The sequence below is a fragment of the Sulfitobacter sp. CW3 genome, from assembly GCF_019392245.1.
Lineage (GTDB): Bacteria > Pseudomonadota > Alphaproteobacteria > Rhodobacterales > Rhodobacteraceae > Sulfitobacter.
In genome coordinates, this window is the sequence record NZ_JAHXRL010000010.1 from 17049 (window position 1) to 36747 (window position 19699).

19 protein-coding genes are annotated in these 19699 nt (G+C 54.0%); 7 read left to right on the plus strand and 12 right to left on the minus strand.

Translation table 11 applies throughout. The annotated features are described in order from the left end of the window. Window positions 1–8 precede the first annotated feature (8 nt). From nirK to nhaA, 9 genes are all read right to left on the minus strand, one after another. Entirely contained in the window at window positions 9–1190 is a 1182-nt protein-coding gene (gene nirK / locus KZZ06_RS17675; protein ID WP_219581338.1) for a copper-containing nitrite reductase, read from the minus strand. 124 nt (window positions 1191–1314) lie between these two features. Then, entirely contained in the window at window positions 1315–3714 is a 2400-nt protein-coding gene (locus tag KZZ06_RS17680) for a copper-translocating P-type ATPase (RefSeq protein ID WP_219581339.1), read from the minus strand. Window positions 3715–3762: 48 nt separating this feature from the next. Continuing rightward, window positions 3763–4569: an enoyl-ACP reductase FabI gene (gene fabI / locus KZZ06_RS17685; protein WP_257884449.1), complete on the minus strand. Its 807-nt coding sequence runs from the start codon at window positions 4567–4569 to the stop codon at window positions 3763–3765. Beyond that, complete coding sequence (locus KZZ06_RS17690; RefSeq protein ID WP_219581340.1) at window positions 4566–5597, minus strand: bifunctional enoyl-CoA hydratase/phosphate acetyltransferase; 1032 nt, start codon at window positions 5595–5597, stop codon at window positions 4566–4568. The genes fabI and KZZ06_RS17690 overlap by 4 nt, the downstream gene beginning before the upstream one ends. A gap of 3 nt (window positions 5598–5600) precedes the next feature. Next, window positions 5601–6809, minus strand: coding sequence for an acetate/propionate family kinase (locus tag KZZ06_RS17695; protein ID WP_219581341.1), 1209 nt, complete (start codon window positions 6807–6809; stop codon window positions 5601–5603). Further along, window positions 6802–6978 carry a hypothetical protein gene (locus KZZ06_RS17700; protein WP_219581342.1) on the minus strand — a complete coding sequence of 59 codons (177 nt, stop codon included), beginning with the start codon at window positions 6976–6978 and terminating at the stop codon, window positions 6802–6804. The genes KZZ06_RS17695 and KZZ06_RS17700 overlap by 8 nt, the downstream gene beginning before the upstream one ends. An 18-nt stretch (window positions 6979–6996) precedes the next feature. Then, window positions 6997–8751 (minus strand): DUF3141 domain-containing protein, encoded by a 1755-nt coding sequence (locus KZZ06_RS17705; RefSeq protein WP_219581343.1) that lies wholly within the window; start codon window positions 8749–8751, stop codon window positions 6997–6999. Beyond that, window positions 8748–9017, minus strand: coding sequence for a hypothetical protein (locus tag KZZ06_RS17710; RefSeq protein WP_219581344.1), 270 nt, complete (start codon window positions 9015–9017; stop codon window positions 8748–8750). The genes KZZ06_RS17705 and KZZ06_RS17710 overlap by 4 nt, the downstream gene beginning before the upstream one ends. A gap of 181 nt (window positions 9018–9198) precedes the next feature. Next, window positions 9199–10389, minus strand: coding sequence for a Na+/H+ antiporter NhaA (nhaA, locus tag KZZ06_RS17715; protein WP_219581345.1), 1191 nt, complete (start codon window positions 10387–10389; stop codon window positions 9199–9201). A 519-nt stretch (window positions 10390–10908) separates the two neighbouring features. Here nhaA and KZZ06_RS17720 point away from each other — a divergent pair. The 3 genes from KZZ06_RS17720 to KZZ06_RS17730 all read left to right on the plus strand — a co-directional run bounded on the left by KZZ06_RS17720 (window position 10909) and on the right by KZZ06_RS17730 (window position 12860). Further along, a complete protein-coding gene (locus KZZ06_RS17720; RefSeq protein WP_219581346.1) occupies window positions 10909–11163 on the plus strand; it encodes a hypothetical protein in 255 nt (84 codons plus the stop codon). A gap of 52 nt (window positions 11164–11215) precedes the next feature. Continuing rightward, the gene (locus KZZ06_RS17725) at window positions 11216–12133 is read left to right on the plus strand and encodes a DMT family transporter (RefSeq protein ID WP_219581347.1); all 918 of its coding nucleotides are present in this window, start codon (window positions 11216–11218) and stop codon (window positions 12131–12133) included. A gap of 85 nt (window positions 12134–12218) precedes the next feature. Continuing rightward, window positions 12219–12860, plus strand: coding sequence for an RNA polymerase sigma factor (locus KZZ06_RS17730; protein ID WP_219581348.1), 642 nt, complete (start codon window positions 12219–12221; stop codon window positions 12858–12860). A 57-nt stretch (window positions 12861–12917) separates the two neighbouring features. Here the strand turns inward: KZZ06_RS17730 and petA are convergent, their stop codons facing one another. Both petA and KZZ06_RS17740 read right to left on the minus strand, forming a co-directional pair. Further along, on the minus strand, window positions 12918–13475 hold the full coding sequence (gene petA / locus KZZ06_RS17735; protein WP_219581349.1) for a ubiquinol-cytochrome c reductase iron-sulfur subunit: 558 nt from the start codon (window positions 13473–13475) through the stop codon (window positions 12918–12920). Between the two features lie 75 nt (window positions 13476–13550). Further along, complete coding sequence (locus tag KZZ06_RS17740; RefSeq protein WP_219581350.1) at window positions 13551–13748, minus strand: heavy-metal-associated domain-containing protein; 198 nt, start codon at window positions 13746–13748, stop codon at window positions 13551–13553. A 157-nt stretch (window positions 13749–13905) separates the two neighbouring features. Here KZZ06_RS17740 and KZZ06_RS17745 point away from each other — a divergent pair, with 157 nt between their 5' ends. The 3 genes from KZZ06_RS17745 to KZZ06_RS17755 all read left to right on the plus strand — a co-directional run bounded on the left by KZZ06_RS17745 (window position 13906) and on the right by KZZ06_RS17755 (window position 16532). Next, on the plus strand, window positions 13906–15186 hold the full coding sequence (locus KZZ06_RS17745) for a sialidase family protein (RefSeq protein ID WP_257884450.1): 1281 nt from the start codon (window positions 13906–13908) through the stop codon (window positions 15184–15186). Further along, entirely contained in the window at window positions 15183–15734 is a 552-nt protein-coding gene (locus tag KZZ06_RS17750) for a TlpA disulfide reductase family protein (RefSeq protein WP_219581351.1), read from the plus strand. Before KZZ06_RS17745 ends, KZZ06_RS17750 begins: the two co-directional genes overlap by 4 nt. Window positions 15735–15866: 132 nt before the next feature. Then, window positions 15867–16532, plus strand: coding sequence for a L,D-transpeptidase (locus KZZ06_RS17755; protein ID WP_219581352.1), 666 nt, complete (start codon window positions 15867–15869; stop codon window positions 16530–16532). A 657-nt stretch (window positions 16533–17189) separates the two neighbouring features. Here the strand turns inward: KZZ06_RS17755 and KZZ06_RS17760 are convergent. Further along, window positions 17190–17663 (minus strand): hypothetical protein, encoded by a 474-nt coding sequence (locus KZZ06_RS17760; RefSeq protein ID WP_219581353.1) that lies wholly within the window; start codon window positions 17661–17663, stop codon window positions 17190–17192. A 625-nt stretch (window positions 17664–18288) separates the two neighbouring features. On the opposite strand from KZZ06_RS17760, the gene KZZ06_RS17765 reads away from it, so the two are divergent. Next, a complete protein-coding gene (locus KZZ06_RS17765) occupies window positions 18289–18918 on the plus strand; it encodes an RNA polymerase sigma factor (protein ID WP_219581354.1) in 630 nt (209 codons plus the stop codon). Window positions 18919–19699 lie beyond the last annotated feature (781 nt).

A 19699-nucleotide genomic window follows, 5' to 3' on the forward strand; every position in this document is an offset into this window, starting at 1 on the left:
TTTCAGCGCTACCCGTCCGAAGCAGGTGGCTCATCAAGTGAGGTGAATATGTCGGGGGCTTCATCGCCCTCTACAAAAAGATATCCGGCAAGACCGCGTTCAGCCCGTGACAGTGCGTGATCGACAAGCACAAAACGGCCGGGTACCTCGCACTTGAATTCAACGATTCCTGATCCTCCCGGTGCCACCAGAATAGTCTGGACGCTTTCGAGCGGGGGACTGACAAGGGAGCCGTGCAAGTATGCTTTGTCGAAAATCTCGCCGATTACGTGGAATGCGGACGTGTAGTTCGGCCCACCTACGCCAAAGTAGATGCGCACTGTCTCACCGACTTTGGCCTTCAACGGATAGTGGTCGGTCAAAGCGCCAACGTGCCCGTTAAATACCAGATACTCCGCATGCTCGTCGATCAGCTTGTCATAGCTTTCGTTCAGCAGACCACTGGTGCCGAACCGTTCCTCAGTGTAGATTTCGCCCTGCATGACATAGAATTCACGATCGACAGGAGTCATCCCTTCTTCGGGTTCGACAAGGATCATCCCGTACATGCCGTTGCTGATATGCTGGGCGACGGGCGAGACCGCGCAGTGGTAGACATAAAGACCTGAATTCAGTGCCTTGAACTTGAAGCTGTAGCTTTCTCCAGGCCCGGGCGCACCCAGCGACGCGCCGCCACCAGGGCCAGTGACCGCGTGAAAATCGACATTGTGGGCGTACCAGCTGTCTTCATTGTTCTTAAGATACACTTCGACCGTGTCGCCGACGCGAACGCGCTGAAACGGCCCGGGAACGGTGCCATTATACGTCCAGAACCGGTAGCGTGTGTCACCGTCCAGATGAGCCTCGACCTCGATAGTCTCTAGATCAATGCGCACAGTTGTTGGTTCGGTGCGGGTGATCGCGGGCGGCACGTTCGCAGGGTTTTCGCTAACGTCTGCCAAGCCGGGATGATCCGGGTTTGCGCTGTAGATACGATTGCCTAGGCTGGCGGAAGGGCGACCATGTGAGGCGGTGCCTGCTGGATCTGTTTGCGCGATGGCAGCCGATGTTCCAATCACGGTTCCGACTGTCACGCCTGCCGTACCGACAAGCAGGTTCCGGCGGCTCAGCCCAGAACCCGGATGCTGATGTACAGCTTGATGTGTTCCGTTTTCAGTAAGCTTCTTATCTTCAGGTTTTTTGCATGACATACGTATATCTCCCTTCACTGCTTGTGTTACCTTTGCGAGGTCCTCCTGATCGGCTCTCAAAAGTTTGTGCCCGATCAGGAGGAGGCAATTTACATGACTTTCCCGAGGTGATTTCAGACCCTTCTCAGAACTTCAGCCGTTTCAATCGCAATGCGTTCAGCACCACCGACAAGGACGAAGCGCTCATCGCGAAGGCTGCGAAAATCGGGCCAATCAGTATGCCCAGGAACGGGTAGAGAAGGCCCGCCGCAATCGGCACACCGGCGGAGTTGTAGATCAGTGCAAAGAACAGGTTTTGGCGAATGTTTCGCATCGTCGCGTGGCTCAACTTGCGCGCTCGGACGATACCGTCGAGGTTGCCTTTGACCAGCGTGAAACCGGCGCTTTCGATCGCCACATCCGCACCTGTACCCATCGCAATGCCAACATCGGCTTGGGCAAGTGCAGGGGCGTCGTTCACGCCATCCCCGGCCATGGCCACCTTTTTGCCTGTCGCCTGCAATTCACGAATGATGCGGGCCTTGTCTTCGGGCAGCACATCGGCGCGGATTTCGTCGATGCCCAAACGGCTGGCAACAGCTTGCGCTGTACGCTCATTGTCGCCGGTCGCCATGATGATGCGAAATCCCAGCTCGTGCAGCGCTTTGAGCGCAGCTGGCGTGGTTTCCTTGATTGGATCGGCAACGCTGACCAGCCCAGCGATGGCACCATCCAGCACGATGAACATCACCGTCTCACCCTCATCGCGTCGCGCATTGGCGGTTTCGACCAGCGGTCCACTGTCCAGCCCAAAGTCTTTGATCAGAGCTGCATTGCCCAACGCAACGGATTTTCCATCGACGATGCCTTTCACGCCCTTGCCCGTCACCGCTTCGAAATCTTCCGCCTTGGCAAACTCGATGCCGCGTTCTTCGGCACCGCGCACGATGGCTTCGGCCAGCGGATGCTCTGATCCGCGCTCCAGCGAGGCGGCAAGGCGCAGGACTTCGGCTTCGTCGTGACCGTCTTCTGGCATAACCGCGACCAGCTTTGGCTTGCCTTCTGTCAAGGTGCCGGTTTTGTCGACGATCAGTGTGTCGACCTTCTCAAACCGTTCCAATGACTCCGCGTTCTTGATCAAAACGCCCATTTGCGCTCCGGTGCCGGTCGCGGTCATGATCGACATGGGCGTGGCAAGACCAAGCGCGCAGGGACAAGCGATGATCAGGACGGCAACAGCCGACACAAGCCCGTAGGCCATGGCAGGGTCTGGTCCCCAGATCGACCAGATGATGAACGAACCAATAGCTATGGCGATGACCACAGGCACGAACATGCCCGCAACCTGATCAGCGTACTTCTGGATCGGCGCACGGCTGCGCTGCGCGTTCGCAACCATCTGCACAATCTGGCTGAGCATCGTGTCAGCCCCAATGCGGGTCGCCTCGATCACAAGACTTCCGGTGCCGTTAATCGTGGCCCCGGTGACAGGTTCACCCGCCACTTTTTCGACCGGCACAGGCTCGCCTGAAATCATGGATTCATCCACCGAAGAGCGGCCTTCCAAGACCACTCCGTCAACGGGAACTTTATCACCAGGACGCACACGAACGTGATCTCCCAATTGCACTTGATCCAGCTCGATTTCTTCTTCGGTGCCATCGGGACGGATCACCAGTGCGGTTTTGGCAGCCATGTCCAGCAATGCACGGATCGCTTTACCGGTCCCTTCACGAGCACGCAATTCCATCACTTGCCCCAGCAGGACCAGAGTGACGATGACCGCTGCAGCCTCGAAATAGACACCTACGTTGCCGTTCTCATCCCGAAACCCATCGGGAAATATCTGCGGCGCAATCACCGCAACGATACTGAAAACATAGGCGGCACCCACACCCATCGAGATGAGGCTGAACATGTTCAGGTTCATTGTTCGGAAAGACTCCAGGCCCCGTACGAAGAACGGCCAGCCCGACCAAAGGATCACCGGTGTTGCGAGCGCGAGCTCAAACCAGAGCGACGTGCGTTCTCCCAGTAACTCCATAAAATACGTAAAGCCGACGAATGGGCCCATCGCCAAAACAAGTAGTGGCACCGTCAGAACGGCTCCGACCCAGAACCGATGCGTAAAGTCGACTAGCTCGGGGTTTGGGCCCTCGTCTTCAAGGCTGATTGTTTCTGGCTCCAACCCCATGCCGCAGATTGGGCAGGAACCAGGACCGGGGTGGCGCACTTGCGCGTGCATCGGGCAGGTATAGATCGTACCGCCAAAGTCCGCTGGCACGGTGTCGTATTCGTGGCCCTTTTCAGCGACAGTCGCACTGGCGTGGTCGTGCCCGTGGTTGTGACCGGAATGGTCATGATCGTGACCTTCGCTTTCTGGTGTCAAAAACATCCCACATTTCGGGCAGGACCCTTCTTCGGTGCTGCGCACCTCGGGGTGCATCGAACAGGTGTAGACCGTGCCCGAGAATCCTTTGGGCACGGTATCGAAGTCTTCACTATCATTTGTTGTTTTGCTAAATCCGTCTTTGGTGACATTCATCTTGTGTTCCTTTCATGTCGGCCGAGCGCACAAAGTGCGGGGCGAAATTCAGTGAAAAACCATGCCATCGACATGAAACCCGGCATCGACATGCAGGATTTCACCAGTGATGGCAGTTGTGTGGTCGCTGGCCAGCAACAGAGCAGCGCGCCCCACCTCGTCAGCGGTGACAGTGCGGCGCAGTGGAGATTTGGTTTCAGTCTCGCGGATCAGTTCGTCGAAGTGTTCAATTCCAGAAGCCGCGCGCGTCTTGATCGCGCCCGCCGAGATCGCGTTGACACGGATGCCTTTCGGTCCGAGTTCATGGGCAAGATAGCGCACAGAAGTCTCAAGGGCTGCTTTGACCGGACCCATCAGGCTGTAGTGATCGACAACCCTTTCCGCGCCAATAAAGGTAAGTGTCGTCAGGCTGCCGCCCTGATGCATCAACGGTTCGGCCAGTTTTGCCATCCGGATGAACGAATGGCATGACACCTGCATCGCCTGTGCAAAGCCTTCGGCGGAACAATCCGTCAATCTCCCGTGCAGATCAGCCGCTGGTGCCCAAGCAATGGCATGCACCAGAAAATCGAGCTTGCCCCAAGTCTCGTTGATTTTGGCAAAGACCGTTTCCAACTCCCCTTCACGCGCCACATCGCAGGGCATTAAGAGAGGCGCGGAAATTGACTGTGCCAACGGTTCAACGAAAGGCCGCGCCTTGTCACTGAGATAGGTCAGCGCAAGATCAGCGCCTGCTGCATGACAATTGCGTGCGGCGGCCCAGGCCAGACTATGTTCATTGGCAACACCAACAATCAGGCCTTTCTTGTCAGTCATGTCCAGCAACCGAACCGGATCAAGGGTAGGACTGTTCATTCTGCTACCTCCGCAAGAGCTAATGTCGATTGCGGCGCGCAGCAGGCATGCTCAGGTTGCGGTGCGGCGGCTAGGCTTGCTTCGGCCTTAGGGATCTCGGGATTCTGCGGTTTGCTGCGATCCAGCATCACCGCCGCCACGGCCAGTGAGGCCAGTCGTGCAACTGCGGGATCGGCGCGTGATGTCAGAACAACCGGGGCCGACAGCCCCAGTGCCACTCCTGCGGCAACTGCGCCACCAAGATATTCCAATGCCTTTGCGAGGATATTCCCTGATACCAGATCAGGCACCAGTAGGATATCCGCCACTCCGGCAACCTCTGACAGGATGCCTTTTTCTCGCGCGGCTCCAACCGAAACTGCGTTGTCAAAGGCCAGCGGGCCATCCACGTGCGCGCCCGTAATCTGACCGCGCCGCGCCATCAGTGTCAGTGCAGCGGCGTCAAGTGTTGACGGGATCGCATCTGTGACGGTCTCGACAGCAGATAGAACGGCAACACGTGGTGCATGAACACCAAGCTTATGAAACAGATCAATCGCATTTTGACAAATCTCGCCCTTTGCGACCAGATCAGGTGTAATGTTGATGGCAGCGTCAGTGATACCGATCAATCGATCATGGCTGGGTACATCGAGCAGAAAAATATGGCTGCACCTGTGATAAGCCAAGCGCAGTCCGGTTTCACTGTCCAATATGGCACGCATTAGAGCATCCGTGTGCAGATTGCCCTTCATCAGGACCTCAACCTCGCCCCGGCGCACCATCGTTACGGCAAGGGACGCGGCCTCGCTGTCGGTTGTGGCGGGGATGATCCAATCCGGATCGATCTGCCAATCAAGATCGCGGCCGAGGCTGAGGATTGCGTCTGGGTCACCTACAAGTCGCGGCGCGACTAGACCGAGCAACGTCGCATCACGCACTGTTTCCAGAACCACCAATTGCGCGGCACAGGCGACAGCGACGCGCACCGGTGGCAGATCGTGTGCGCGGTCAATCAGGGCTTGCAGCTTTTCAGGGGGCTGAATCACAGCTCATGCCTCCACTTCTGATGCTTGCGGCATCGGTTTAGCCAGAAATTTTACAGCCACATGACGCGCGATCATCTTTTCTTCATCTGTAGCGCGCGCCTCAACAATCACCCTGCTGTCTGGCTTTGATATCTTGGTCCAGCCAGACTTGTTGGCCACACTGTCGATGTTGACCCCCAGATAGCCGAGACCGACGCAAATCCTGCTGCGGATCTCATCGGAATTCTCGCCAATCCCGCCAGTGAAAACAACGCGGTCCAGCCCGCCTAAAGCACCGGTCAGACGCGCCAGATGTAGCCTCGCCTGATAGCAGAAATATGCGACGGTTTCTGCAGCAGCTTCTTTGGGACTGTCCAAGAGATCTTCCATGTTCCGGCTGAGGCCCGACATTCCCAGCAGCCCGCTTTGTTCATAGAGCAGGGTGGCCATTTCATCAGATGACATGCCTTTTTCCTGCATCAGGAACAGCAAAATTCCGGGGTCAACATCACCGGTACGCGTCCCCATCGGAAGACCCGCAATTGTTGAAAATCCCATACTTGTCTCAACCGGGTTGCCGTTGCGGATGGCAGCCATCGAAGCGCCATTCCCCAGATGCGCAACGATGATCCGTTCGGCATCCACATCGACGCCATCATCGCGCAACGCTTCCATGATGTATTCGTAAGACAAGCCATGAAATCCGTACCGACGGATGCCATCCTTGGCGTAGGCTCGGGGCAGGGCGGTCATCCGCGCCAGACTGGGCAAATCATGGTGAAACGACGTATCGAAACAGGCCACTTGCGGTACTTCGGGCCGTGTTGCCAACACCGCGTCGATCCCTGCAAGATTGGGCGGCATATGCAATGGTGCAAGATGAGCGAGCCGGCGCAGCCTTGCCAACAGGGCCGGCGTGACGTCCTTGGGGCAGTCACATTCAGGCCCTCCATGAACCACCCGGTGGCCGACAGCAACGAGGTCGAGCGATCCCGGCAGGCTTGCGATGGCCATGAGCAGGCGAGTGAGTGCCGCCTCGTGACTGTCGAGCCTTCCAGATTCGTCAACGACAACGGTGCTACGGGCATCGCTCAGCTGAAAATGCCCGCCGGTAAGTCCGATGCGGTCAATCTCCCCTGACCACAGCCGCTTTGGCTGAAGCGATGCAGTAAAAAGCGCAAACTTGAGCGAGGAAGACCCAGAGTTGAGTGTAAGGATAACCCGTTCAGGCATCGGTAGCTTCCTCGGATTGATCTTTGTCCTTTTTGCCCTGCTTGTCTGAATGGTCGTGAGAGCCATGATCGTGGCCCCCTTTGCCGCCATGGCGATGTCCGAACAGGTGCATGCCGATCATGCCCACCCCGAACAGCAGGATCAGCCAGTTTTCAATTATCCATTGCATTTCGTTATCCTTTTCAGTTCAGACCGGCATGCGCGGGTTGCTGTCGGCATCCATCTTCTCATTTCCGTAAAGCGTCCTGAACGTGCGTTCGTATGTCGCATCGCGTGCGATACGAGCCCGTTCAATTGCGTCTCCAACTGCAGAGATCGCAGTTCTCTCGTGCTGGATCATTGAATCGTCAGGTTCCAACGGCACCCTTGTTTTGGCAATGTTGCTCGCTGTCTGCCGGACAAGCCGCATCCATGGATTATAACGTTCAGAGAACATCAGACGGCTGGTGCGCATGGGATGCATCAATCTCAGCATCTCGGCGCTGGCTGGCGTTGTCATCAAACGTACCCAGGGACTGACAAAGGTGCTGTAGAAGGCCTCGTTAATTTTGGACACGCGCTCCACCTTTTCGAAGGCCTGTTCGGGCACCTTATGTTCCAGATCGCTTACCTCGCGGGCCTCGAACCTGACTTTGTATTCGGGGGAGTGGCAATCGGGGTCACCTGATGGATTTTCGATCTTCATCTCGTACAGACCGGGTTTCAGCTTTTCGATCTTGTCCAGACTTTCCAAAATCGCGCGGTGCTCAAGCCTTGCCACCGAGGCTGATACGAAGATGCCCAAATGCCCAACATGTGTGTTGGTCAGGTAAACAATCCGCTGGCCAGCCGCCTTGAGATCCGCTGTGTCTTTGTAGACTTCTGGAATCCAACCAAGAGCCTGTGCAGGCGGCGTGATATTGTCGCCGTAGGACGCAAAGACGATCATCGGGCTTTTGATCTTGCGCAAGTCGGCGACGCAGTGATCGCCAATCGGCATTTCGCCATTTTCGAGTTGGTTGCCGATGAACAGATTCTGGGTAATTGACAGAATTTCAGAGCGGCTGAGGATGTAAAAACCGTTCCACCAGCGTTCAAAGTCGAGAAAACGGTCGCGTTCTGTGTCCACATTGGTCAGCAGGTTGGCGTATTTTTCCCAGATCGCCTTTTCCGGCTTCAGGCTCTCGAAATTCTGCGCCAACCATGCGCCGTCGAACCTCCCATCGCCCAGATCAGCAGTCAGATGGGCCAGCCACGCGCCACCAAGCAGTCCGCCGGTGACACGCATCGGGTTCACGCCTTCCTCGCCCGCCCAATAAGACAGGGGCGATCCGTTCAGAACCACCGGCCCCACAAGGCCTTCGCAATGTGCGGCCAACAGCGTAACGGCCCAACCAGCCTGACAATTTCCATAAAGGACGGGGGCGGCACCATCGTGGCGCGCCGAGACATCTTCGACAAAGCGGCGCAGGGCGAACAGAACATCCTCGAGAGTCTGTTCCGGGACTGGTTCAGGAAAGAAGACAACGAAATATACTGGGTGGCCCTCGGACATCGCCATGCCGACTTCGCTCTCGCGCTTGAACCCACCAATGCCGGGACCGTGGCCCGCACGTGGGTCCACCACGATGACTGGTGGTTTTGCGATATCCACGCAATCATCCCAGCAATTGCCATCCACTTCGGTGATCCTGAGCAGCGCATAGTTGGCCGGACGGCCAAACTGCCGCGCGTCCAGCAACGTCTCATATTTGAAATCCAGCAGTGGTGGCATCCCGGCCTGCTCATGGGCGATCATGTTGTCGGCGCGTTCGCGAAGCGTATCCAGGAACAACACTGAACGTTCCCAGAGATCACGGCTATATGCAGCTGGGTCGGGCAGGGATGATGATGAGCCAGATGATGAAGTCGCCGTATCTGAATTGGCAGGGAGGAGAGGTTTAATCGAAGTTAGGGTGTTCATGCTGACGCCCTCCGCGAAAAGAAGTTCCACGCGGGCACAAAGATCATAGCAATATACCAGCCGTAGGCATAGCTTTCGACCAGACCCAATAGGGCGCTCTGCCAACTGATCCAGCTCACACCCGGCAGCAGCGGCAACCACACCTGATACATCGTGGCCCCGGCGAAGATCAGACCGAACACGACGCACAGGGCAAAACTGAGCGCCAGCAAAATTCCGACTGACATTCCAACATTATAGATGCTTATAGGGTTTGAATCTGACATATGGGTCACTCCTCAAAATGTGAAGTTGCGAAAAAAATGGAGTTGTCCCATGTTTTCGCGGGTTCACTACTAAGACGCTCTCGGTGAGAGACCGTTACATGCTGGGACAAGAAATCCTGCGCGAAGACCAATCATCGCCGCAAAAAGCGTCAACTTCGCGTGGTAGAGGTCTAGCTGACAATCAGATGGCGTCCCTTTGGCGTCGTGATATGCGCTCTTCGTGTTTGCCTTGCGCAAACCGCAAGACAGCAAGTCCGACCACGGCAGACAGGGTTGAGCCAATCAGTATCGCCAGACGCGCGCTAGCGGCCAAAGCAGCCACGTCAAACGCAAGTGCCGTGACAAAGAGGCCCATGGTAAAGCCCACGCCTGCAAGAAGTCCGGCACCGTAGATGTGTCGGAACCCGACACCCGGCGGCAGCACACCGATGCGCAGTTTCACAGCACACCATGTCGCGCCCAGTACGCCAATCTGCTTGCCCAGAAACAGTCCAAAGAAAACGCCCAAAGACACGCCGCCCGTTACATTTTGCAAAGTCTCGATTTCGATTGTGACACCGGCATTGAAGAACCCAAAGATCGGAACGATCAGCAGGCTTGCCCAAGGGTGCAAAAGTTGCTGGATTCTGAGCAGCGGCGGATTGCTGTCATCATGTTTGGCCTCATTGGGGACGACGGCTGCGATCAGGACGCCTGCAAGTGCTGCTTCGATCCCTGATTGGAATAATGCCAACCAAAGTATTGCGCCGAGCATAGCCAGCGGCAGCGGCTTTGCCTGTCCAACGCGGTTCAGGCCGACCATGGCCGCAAAGGTCAGAGCGGCCAGCATCAATGGCAAGGTATGAACTTCCTCGCCGTAAAAGAACGCGATGATTGCAACCGCCCCGAGGTCATCAAAAATTGCCAAGGCCATCAGAAATACTTTTAGGCCAACGGGGACGCGATTTCCCAGCAAGGAGAGTAGCGCAAGGGCAAGTGCTATATCGGTTGCCATGGGGATCGCCCAGCCACGCACCGCGTCGCCCTCGAACGCCGCAAACGCGATATAGATGAGGGCAGGGACAATCATGCCGCCTAACGCTGCAATTGCGGGCAACGCCGCCTTACGCAAAGTCGACAGGTGGCCTGCCACCAACTCTTGCTTGATTTCGACTCCGACAAGCACAAAGAAAAAAGTCATCAGACCCTGATTGATCCAAACAATCAGCGGCGCGTCTATCTGGTAAGGGACCAAGCCAATCCGGATTGGCGCATGGTGAACCTTTGCATAGATTTCTGCCAGCGGAGAGTTGGCCGCAATCAATGCAAGAACAATGGCGCTGAGGATCAAAACGCCGGAAATTCTGTTGAGCGTCAGAGGTTCAATAGCCAATTTGGGTCCAGTTCATCCAGCGAGCCTGAAATCATGCTGACAAGCGGAATTGAGCGACATGAACAATGTTTGGTCTGCGCAGCTATTTTCGAAAGCCAAAGAGCTAGGTATCATCCTGTACGGTTTGAATGACGCAGACCAACTCAGGGTTAGCGATCATCGAAGCTTGCATCAAAAAAACACGACACATCAGCGTCAAGAAAAGCCCGATTCCTATAATAAACAACATAACATGTTCCTTTCATTTCTCATTCAGCGCTGTGGCCAAGCCACAAGGCGGCGTCACTTGCTCACCTAAACAATAGGACGTCCAAGCCCGCTTTTCGTTACAGATGCTGCCCACCCTCATGATCCGAAAGATGTAATTTTCCCAATTCATCCACGAATTCCGTAACGCTGAGGTCTGCCAACCGTCTTTCATCAAAAGGTTCGCAGCAATGAGGAGCGCTAAGGATGAGGCCATGCCGTTTGGATCGCGCGGAGCAAGACCAACGAAAAGCACGAACGTGCAATTGTGGCTTGGCAGAGTCTGAAGATCTGGAAGATGCTGACCTAATTCGATTATTCCAAGACCTAGCACTGACTCTTTTGGATCTGATGGACCCCGATGATGCCGATATTCTTGCGCGATTTGAACTGCGTGGCGAAACCGTTTCTGAGGTTGCGATCCAATTAAGATGTTCCAAAGCTCAAGCGAGCTGCCGACTCTCGCACGCGCAAAGCCAACTTTACCAATTGGTCGTTTTGACTCTCTCGCAGGCAAAATTCGAATGAAGTCTACTGTTTGGTTGCCTTCGTTCACAAGGGCTGAAAGTGTTCAGTTTACATGAGCATTATATCAATCTTAAAAATAGTTACGGTGATGGTGCTTTGGGCCGCGTGTTATCCATTGCTGACAGTCGGGATCCAATTGGCACCGCATCTCAGCTTTGCAACCTTACGCGCAGTAATTGCGGGTTTGGTGCTGGTCGGGCTGGCGTGCGCGCTACATCGCCCGTTTCCCCGAAAATTTGGTGTTTGGGCGACTTTGTCGGTTATGGGGTTTGGAGCCACAAGTCTGGGTTTTCTCGGTATGTTTCATGCGGCAGAGTTTGTCTCGCCCGGAATCGCGACGGTCATCGCCAACACGCAACCCTTGCTGGCGGCAGGTCTTGGCGGGCTCGTGTTAGGCGAGCGCTTGCAGCCTGCAGGAAAATTCGGCTTGTTTATAGGGTTTCTCGGCATCCTCGTGATCGCAGCACCGCAACTGCTCTACGGCGCTCAGGATAGCTATCTTCTTGGCGTCGCCTACATTGTGCTTGCGGCTTTAGGGGTCACAGTAAGCAACGTCATGATCAAAATGATCGCTGGGCAAGTTGACCTTCTCATGGCGATGGGACTGCAATTTTTGATCGGAAGCATCCCTCTGGCCATCATCGCGGGCATGACGGAGGATCCTTCCTTGATCCAATGGTCGTTGCCTTTTGTCACAATCCTGCTGACGTTGGCAGTCTTTGGATCAGCTTTGGTTTATGTGCTTTGGATGTCAGTGCTTACCGAGGTAGCACTCAATCAGGCCAATGCATTCAGCTTTTTAGTGCCAATCTTTGGACTGACGATGGGTGTGCTATTTTACGATGAATCGTTGGGGATTTTAAAGCTAATCGGCGTTGTACTAGCGATCATCGGTGTTATGCTGGTGGTACGCAAAGGCGTTGTGCAAGAGCAAAGTGCGCCACTGCCACAGAGTTCTGTGAACAACTGATCAATTTAGTGGTGATCTTTTTAATGGTGGTCTTAACGAGTGAAAGCCATGCTTTGCGGACGCATTTTCACCCGAGAGGCTTGTAATGTCTGATCTAACCCAAAAGTCATCTCATTTGCCAGACCCTCAAGAAGACCGGCGCGCGGGTTCGCCCGTCTTGGAACTTGCACTAAAAGCACATTATCTCGATTTTCAGCGCTATTTGATGCGCCGTGTCGGAGACAAAGCCACGGCTGAAGATGTCTTACAGAGTTTTTGCATCCGCGTGATGCAAAGCAAAACTCAGTTGCGCGATGAAGCCAGCGCTCTTGGTTGGCTCTATACCGTTCTGAAGTCTGTGTTGATGGACCACTTTCGAAAGGAAACCGTTCGGAAACGTGGCGATGCTCGGTACTCACAAGAGCAACTGGTCTTGGACGGTGATCATCTCGCACAAGAGTCGGATGACGCAATTTGCAAATGCCTTCGCGGATTGCTTCCCGAATTACGGCCTGAGTACGCCGAGATACTGAGGCGGGTCGACTTTTTGGAAGAGACGCGCAAGAACGTCGCGGATGATATGGGTGTCTCGCAGCAAAACTTGCGCGTACGTTTACACCGCGCAAGAGGCGCAATCGGCGTCGCATTAAAACAGCATTGTGGTGCGTGCTGTGAAACTGAATACAGAGATTGCTTTTGCGAGAACAGTTGCACAGATGACAGTTCTCACGGGAACGGAGCGTCCTAGAACCTTCGATCTTACGCTATTGGAGATAGGGATAGAGCCAGAATTTGCAGCCATCCTTCAACCGATCTTCAGAACAAGATCCTCTGATAACTCCATCTCTGGGATATGAAGGTTTTCGGGGGCAGGGCCTTTTCTGATCCGTCCAGCAGTATCATAGTGCGATCCGTGACAGGGGCAGAACCATCCGCCAAAGTCCCCGGCACCGTCACCTATCGGGACACAGCCTAAGTGTGTACATACGCCTATCATAACGAGGAATTGTTCTTGTCCAGCAACCGCACGATTGTCGTCTGTCGCCAACGAACCTTCTTTTAAATTCGGATTTCTTGCAATCTGGTCGGGCAAATCTTCAAAGATATCTGCTTTTGCGGCTTCAATTTCTTCTGGGGTTCTATATCGAATAAATACTGGTTTGCCCTGCCATTTTACTGTCAACTGACTGCCTTCTTCCAAAGACGATATATCCACCCGGATCGTTGAAAGCGCTACAACGTCTGCAGAGGGGTTCATTTGGTCTATCAGCGGCCAGATCGCCGCGCCGACTGCTACCGCCCCTGTGCCCGCAGTGGCAAAATATAGAAAGTCTCGACGCTCTTTGGGAATTGTTTCGGTCAAAAGTTTTTCTCCTTATGGCTTAGAGATTGGGTACTGCGGCTCAGTGATCTCTCGCGAACAGCTACTTCACGAAAATCAAATGACCTGTGCCTCATAGCCACCTGCATTAATGGATGAAATCAAGATGCCAGCCTCTACGTCGCTGCTGACGGTGACTTCCCGCTTGGCCATATCGAAGTCCATATGGGCACCGCCATCCGCTGCTTTGATCGCATTCTCGATCGCAGATTTACAGTGGCCACAGCTCATCTTCGGTACTGAGAACTTTGTCATGTCGATTCCTTTCTGACTATACGTATACGCTAGCTGGTTCCTGCACTGGAACGTCAACAGCTAATTTCAGAAAGGCAACGGGGCGATCTTTGCTGAACCTTTGCACCTCGAATATTTAAATGCGATGATAATTTCAGGAACTTAGCGAGGCGGGTTGATGCTCTTGGTGAACAGACTGGCAAGACAGATTTCAAAGAGCTTTCTTGCTGTAAGCATATTGCTTTTTCTTGGTGTCCAGATTGCCACCGCTGAAGGGGCGCTTTTCTCATCGATTACGGAACTCGCTGCTCCCGTGGCCGACGGTGCGCGCGAACCATCGCTTTCAACCACAAGAGACGGTCGCGTCTTGATGAGTTGGACCGAACCAGAAGGAAATGGGTTCGCGGTAAGGACTGCAATCGGCGATGCGGCCGGGTGGTCTGCGCCGCAGACTGTCGTCCATAGCAACGAATTATTCGTCAACTGGGCCGATTTCCCATCTGTCGTCGCATTGGCAGACGGGACGCTTGCCGCTCATTGGCTGCAAATCAACGGTGACGCTTCGTATCAGTACGACGTCAAGATCGCGTTGTCGGATGATGAAGGAAAAACCTGGGGCACGCCGTTCATCCCGCATGAAGACCGATCGCAACGTGAACATGGATTTGTAACCCTGCTGCCGGGGCAGAGCGATGAATTTACAGCAATCTGGCTCGATGGCCGAAACTACGACACCTATGGATCTCAGGATGATTCCGCCAATGCGATGCAGTTGCGCGCGCGCTCAATCGCAAGTGATGGCCTGATGACTGATGATACACTGCTCGATGAGCGGACCTGCACCTGTTGCCAAACGTCCGCCGTCCTAACGGATGCTGGAACCATTCTTGCCGTCTATCGGGACAGATCACCTAGTGAAATCCGCGACATCTCAATCGTTCGCAAAAACAAGGAGGGATGGTCAACCCCAACTTCAGTTGCTGTTGACGGCTGGCATATCGAAGGGTGCCCCGTTAACGGGCCTGCAATCGACAGTAGTGATGGCCAGACGGTGGTTGCTTGGTTTACAGCCGCCGACGACGTGCCAAAAGTGAAGGTGGCTTTTTCAGACGATGACGGCGTGAGCTTTGGAGCGCCCATAGAGATCGACAATGGCGCTCCTTCCGGGCGGGTTGATGTCCTTCAGCAACCAAATGGACCGGCTCTAGTCACATGGGTAGAACAGACTTCACAAGGCGAGGCCGTGTTGATCTGCGCGGTTGATGCAAAATTTGGATGCACAAACCCCAGTGTAATCGTTGTAAGCCCAACCGGGAGAACGGTTGGTTTCCCTCGAATGGCTCTTGGCAACGACGGTGTTTTCATTGCGTGGACCCAGCCTTCAGGAAAAGCTAGGATACATCCCGAGGGTGGGACGATTATTCGCACGATATTTGCGCGGCTAGGAGACGGACAATGAACGGATGGATGCGCCGATACACTCTTTTTGCCGCCCTTTTCGTGCTCCTCACTGGAACAGCTTTCGCCCAAGGCGGAAAGTTCCTGTTTGGCATACACTCCACAGCCAAACCTGTCCCAGCCATTGCGTTCAATGATGCGTCTGGAAATCCACTCACTCTCGACGATTTTAAGGGGAAGTACGTTCTTCTGAACGTCTGGGCGACTTGGTGTCCACCTTGCCGCAAAGAATTGCCGGACTTGCAAGGTCTCCAGCAGGAGCTTGGCGGGGATCAGTTTCTGGTGGTTGCCTTGTCGACTGATGCAGGCCGACTGGCGAACGTTCGTGGCCTATACCAAGAGCTGGGCTTGGATGAGACCCAAATTTTTATCGATGAAACAGGATCGGCAATGCGTAAACTTGGTATATTCGCAATGCCCACGACTCTCTTGATCGACCCGCAGGGGCAGGAAATTGGGCGCAAACCAGGACCTGCGGATTGGGACAGCGCTGAGGCATTGGCCTTCTTTGAAACGCAGATGGGCGGCAAGAAATACATCGATGACTGAATATATGGGCTTTCTTGTAACTTCGAGCCATGCAACCGGTTGAGACACGCATTCTTGATTAGCCTTTCAGCCGAGAATACCGGTTTCTGATCTAGAGCCTGTGCAATGCTAATAAATGAGGACGGCAAGCCTATGCTAACGAGACGTCACTTTGTAATCACTACAGCCGCCTTATTTTCGGCTCCGATAGCAAATTCTGCTATGGCCGCAGCCTCTTCTGATAGATCAAAATGGGACGCGTGGGATGCACAGGTGACGCCGCCCAACTACGATCCGGCGACATCAAATCCTTGGGGTTTCCATCGGCGGTTCTTGCCGCAGATTGTTGAGGCCAACTATGGGCTCACGCCCGGTGATATCCATGTGGATGCAGTGGCACGCTATCTCTATCATATCCGTACAGATGGTACTGCAATGCGCTACGGAGTCGCTATCGCGCGCGGGAACCTTTATGAACCGGGTACATATTTGATACAACGGAAGGCCAAATGGCCGATTTGGACGCCCACAGCGTCTATGATTGAACGTGATCCTGAACTCTACCAACAGCATGCCGACGGCATGGATGCAGGCCCGACGAATCCGCTGGGATCGCGCGCATTCTATCTATTTGTCGGTAATCGCGACACGTATTTACGCATCCATGGAACGCCAAGCCCGAGTTCGATTGGGGGCCGCGCCAGTTCGGGATGCGTTCGTATGGTAATGGCCCACATAAATGGCCTTTTTGAACAGGTCACAAGTGGATCGACGGCGTTCTTGTATCCTCCGGAAGATGGCGTAACGGCGCAAAGCTAACGGAGCCGCCGCTGCTCTCATGTATTTATCCCTAAAGAGTCAGGTTACCATTGGCACGTTGGCAGGGCGCGTGCAGATTGGACGACCATTTACGGACCGTAGTGGCAGAAAGGTCGTCTCAACCGGCCCATTGTGACGATAGATAAAACACCCATCCACTGGGTCGATCCGGACAGCGTTCAAATCTTGGTAGGGTGCAACGATGGCAAGCACACCCTCGGGTAGTTCCTTTATGAACCCATCCGACGGAGCGCTGTTCGAGCTTTGGACACTGCCACACGCCGCCAACAGAGTTAAAGCGCCTACACCAAGTAAGAACTGCATTTTCATGGTTATGATCTCTTAAATTTGTTAAATGGGTAGGATCGACGTTAGCGTAGAACTGTGCAGTTTGGCAGGCATTGGTTGATCTAATGGCGGAAAGGTTACACGCGCTCTTTGTTTTTCACCACTTTGAAGAGTCAGGGGATCAGGGTTGGCCGTATCTGATGCGTTCATGTCTGTTTCGCCTTTTGCGCTTTAAGTTCTGACCGCCGAAAAGTCCGATGCATATCAGCGGCTCTTGAACTTAAGACGCTCCTTGCTCCGAAACATTACAGCCGCCGGCTTCAACACAAGCGCTATACGCCAAATACATTGGCTCAGATTTGCGCGGTCTTACTGGAATGTTTCCGAAATCCTCGGCGTCAATCGGCGCATGTACCAAAGTACCAACATAGGAACAAACACCCATTGCAAGATCGGGGACAAGCCGGTGGCCACAAATGGTAGGCGTGGCATAACCCCGTCATAGGCCCAACGGCCCGTCACTTCTGTATGAAGGTATTCAAGTCCAACGGTCACCAGCAGCCCAATTGCAAAAAAGGCAGCGACGGCAACAGGACCTGTCCTCGCAAACCAGTCTCGGCCTTTGCCTACGAAAGCAGCGCCCCAGAATGCAGCAAGCGCGATGGCCAGATCGCCAAATGTTGCCTGTAGACAGATGGCAATACCAACAAAATGATCAGTTCTTCCAAGGCTAGCGTATAAGGGTGCCTGCAGTATTTCCCATGTGAAATGCCCGAAGAATGACAATACAAGCAGATCGACCTCTGGAGGCAAACGACGCGGGACTGTGACGGATAATGACATGTCAAACCTGATGTTTTTATGGAATTCGAGACCGGTAGCAAATTCGTCTTACGGTGAAACCGCTACCGTGAACAGACAAGCAAGGAATTAGGTGGCCATGCGTATTGTCTCCAAACAGGGACGACATCGAAGATTGATCCAAATCAAGTCGATCTTTCGCATCTGGTGCTAAATCTCGAAGTGTTAGAAAACAAGAGTCAGGATGTATGTTTAGATCAATGCAGAGAAATTGGGTTATATGGATGCGCACAGTAACAGTTACTGCTGCGATCTTGGCCATTCTTTTCTCAGCTTTGGCGCACTCTTCAAAACTTGATCATCGCGTTCTGCCCACACAGGTTTCCATCACCTCAGATACAGTTTTGGGTTTGGGGGATGACGGCCATGCCGTCTCTACCGCAGAAACAGGCTGCCATGCTGGACACAGTTGCATGTTCGTTATTCTCCCGAGTAACAACTTGGCTTTGACGCGCTTTCATTTTGCGCTGCAGCTCTTCCATCTAGCCAGTTACCTGCCATCCGAGGCAGGAAATCTGCCCTTCCAACCACCTAGAACACTTTCACAGGTCTGATCGCCTGCATCGATTTTGTCGATGCTGCACAAACCATGTGAAAGGAGCGAAACATGTTCGCTGAACCAAAACACCCAACAAAAGAGGTCTCGCGTCGTGAGGCGGAGGCAAAACTCATCGAATGCCGTAAAAAATTTCTGGGCTTTCTTCTTAAACGCCTAAATTCTCCGCAGGACGCAGAGGATGTCTTTCAGGACTTCTGCATCAAGGTTTTACGCAATCACAGGACGATCAATAGCGGCGAGCGACTGGATGCATGGCTGGGCACCACGTTGCGGCACACGCTGATTGATCACTATCGGCGTCGGGCGACCCGAAGTAGGGGCGCTCAAGCCTATGCCATAGAGGTCAAGGTTCTTGAGCCTGCGACAGAAGATCTTGGTGAACCAGCCTGCAGTTGCATTGCTGCAGCCATGCAGAATCTGGAGCCCGCGCAAGCCGAATTGCTGTCGCGGTTGGAATTGCATGACGAGCCAAGGGTCACGATTGCGGCTGATCTAGGCGTTACCCTGAATACCTTGCGTGTTCGCGCCCACCGCTGCCGAAATGCGTTGAAGAAAAAGATCGCCGAGATTTGTCCAGTCTGCGGCGACGGCCAGTTTATGCAATGCGACTGTGATCATTCTCGCGACGTATCGCCCTTTCCGATCCCGAACCGGACTAAATTGGTAGCAAAGGTATAAGGATTTGTGAGGGCATGCGACTTCTTCTCAACAAACGTTTTTCTCAGGGGGCATTAATGACTGGACGACGTGAAAACCATCGTAAGGCCAGAACCTTCGACCCACCGCCGCGACGCTCCTTTAGGGACACGGCCTCGAAGAACCTGGAGACCGCGTGGCGAATGATCTGTTGTAAAGTAATCTGAGGAATGCTCTCGTGAAACTTCCAGGCAAGCCAGATCTAGTACATGACGATGAACTAGAGGCACTGATATGCGACTGCGTCGACTTGCTCTTGCCGACGCTCCCACCGGAACAAGCGATGGTAGTTCATGCCATTGATGTGGAAGGTGCATCGGCGCAACTAGTTGCAGAAAAACTGGAACTTAGTATGCGCGATGTGACCGCGTGTCTTGCCGCTGGGCGACAGAGTCTAAAGAAACGATTTGGCGAGATGCAAATGATCTGCTCCCAGCATGGCTTTGCAGGTTGTGATTGCCTTCTAAGGAGTAACCCAGACTCCTGAATTTGCTGCGGGCTGTAATGTCACCAAGTCCAACACGTCTACGTATCTTAGAAGCCAGTAATTAATGTAGGATATGGCGATGTGCGCGAAGCCGATCATGGCTCTACGGAGAATGACGATGCTTGTGTTCAATCCAAGGGCTGCCGTGGTGAGCATTGATCGGGCCAAAGAAGGTAGTGCGGAAACTATGCACTTGGTCGATGCGGCTACAGGCGAAACTGAAACAGCGCAACTGTGAGGAAACCATTGCCTTGACCAGCCTGACCGAATTCGTCT

Coding starts and splice junctions, on each gene's coding strand:
- nirK (WP_219581338.1), bottom strand. CDS start 1,190: ATGTCATGCAAAAAACCTGAAGATAAGAAGCTTACTGAAAACGGAACA.
- KZZ06_RS17680 (WP_219581339.1), bottom strand. CDS start 3,714: ATGAATGTCACCAAAGACGGATTTAGCAAAACAACAAATGATAGTGAA.
- fabI (WP_257884449.1), bottom strand. CDS start 4,569: ATGAACAGTCCTACCCTTGATCCGGTTCGGTTGCTGGACATGACTGAC.
- KZZ06_RS17695 (WP_219581341.1), bottom strand. CDS start 6,809: ATGCCTGAACGGGTTATCCTTACACTCAACTCTGGGTCTTCCTCGCTC.
- KZZ06_RS17700 (WP_219581342.1), bottom strand. CDS start 6,978: ATGCAATGGATAATTGAAAACTGGCTGATCCTGCTGTTCGGGGTGGGC.
- KZZ06_RS17705 (WP_219581343.1), bottom strand. CDS start 8,751: ATGAACACCCTAACTTCGATTAAACCTCTCCTCCCTGCCAATTCAGAT.
- KZZ06_RS17710 (WP_219581344.1), bottom strand. CDS start 9,017: ATGTCAGATTCAAACCCTATAAGCATCTATAATGTTGGAATGTCAGTC.
- KZZ06_RS17725 (WP_219581347.1), top strand. CDS start 11,216: ATGAGCATTATATCAATCTTAAAAATAGTTACGGTGATGGTGCTTTGG.
- KZZ06_RS17730 (WP_219581348.1), top strand. CDS start 12,219: ATGTCTGATCTAACCCAAAAGTCATCTCATTTGCCAGACCCTCAAGAA.
- KZZ06_RS17740 (WP_219581350.1), bottom strand. CDS start 13,748: ATGACAAAGTTCTCAGTACCGAAGATGAGCTGTGGCCACTGTAAATCT.
- KZZ06_RS17745 (WP_257884450.1), top strand. CDS start 13,906: ATGCTCTTGGTGAACAGACTGGCAAGACAGATTTCAAAGAGCTTTCTT.
- KZZ06_RS17750 (WP_219581351.1), top strand. CDS start 15,183: ATGAACGGATGGATGCGCCGATACACTCTTTTTGCCGCCCTTTTCGTG.
- KZZ06_RS17755 (WP_219581352.1), top strand. CDS start 15,867: ATGCTAACGAGACGTCACTTTGTAATCACTACAGCCGCCTTATTTTCG.
- KZZ06_RS17760 (WP_219581353.1), bottom strand. CDS start 17,663: ATGTCATTATCCGTCACAGTCCCGCGTCGTTTGCCTCCAGAGGTCGAT.
- KZZ06_RS17765 (WP_219581354.1), top strand. CDS start 18,289: ATGTTCGCTGAACCAAAACACCCAACAAAAGAGGTCTCGCGTCGTGAG.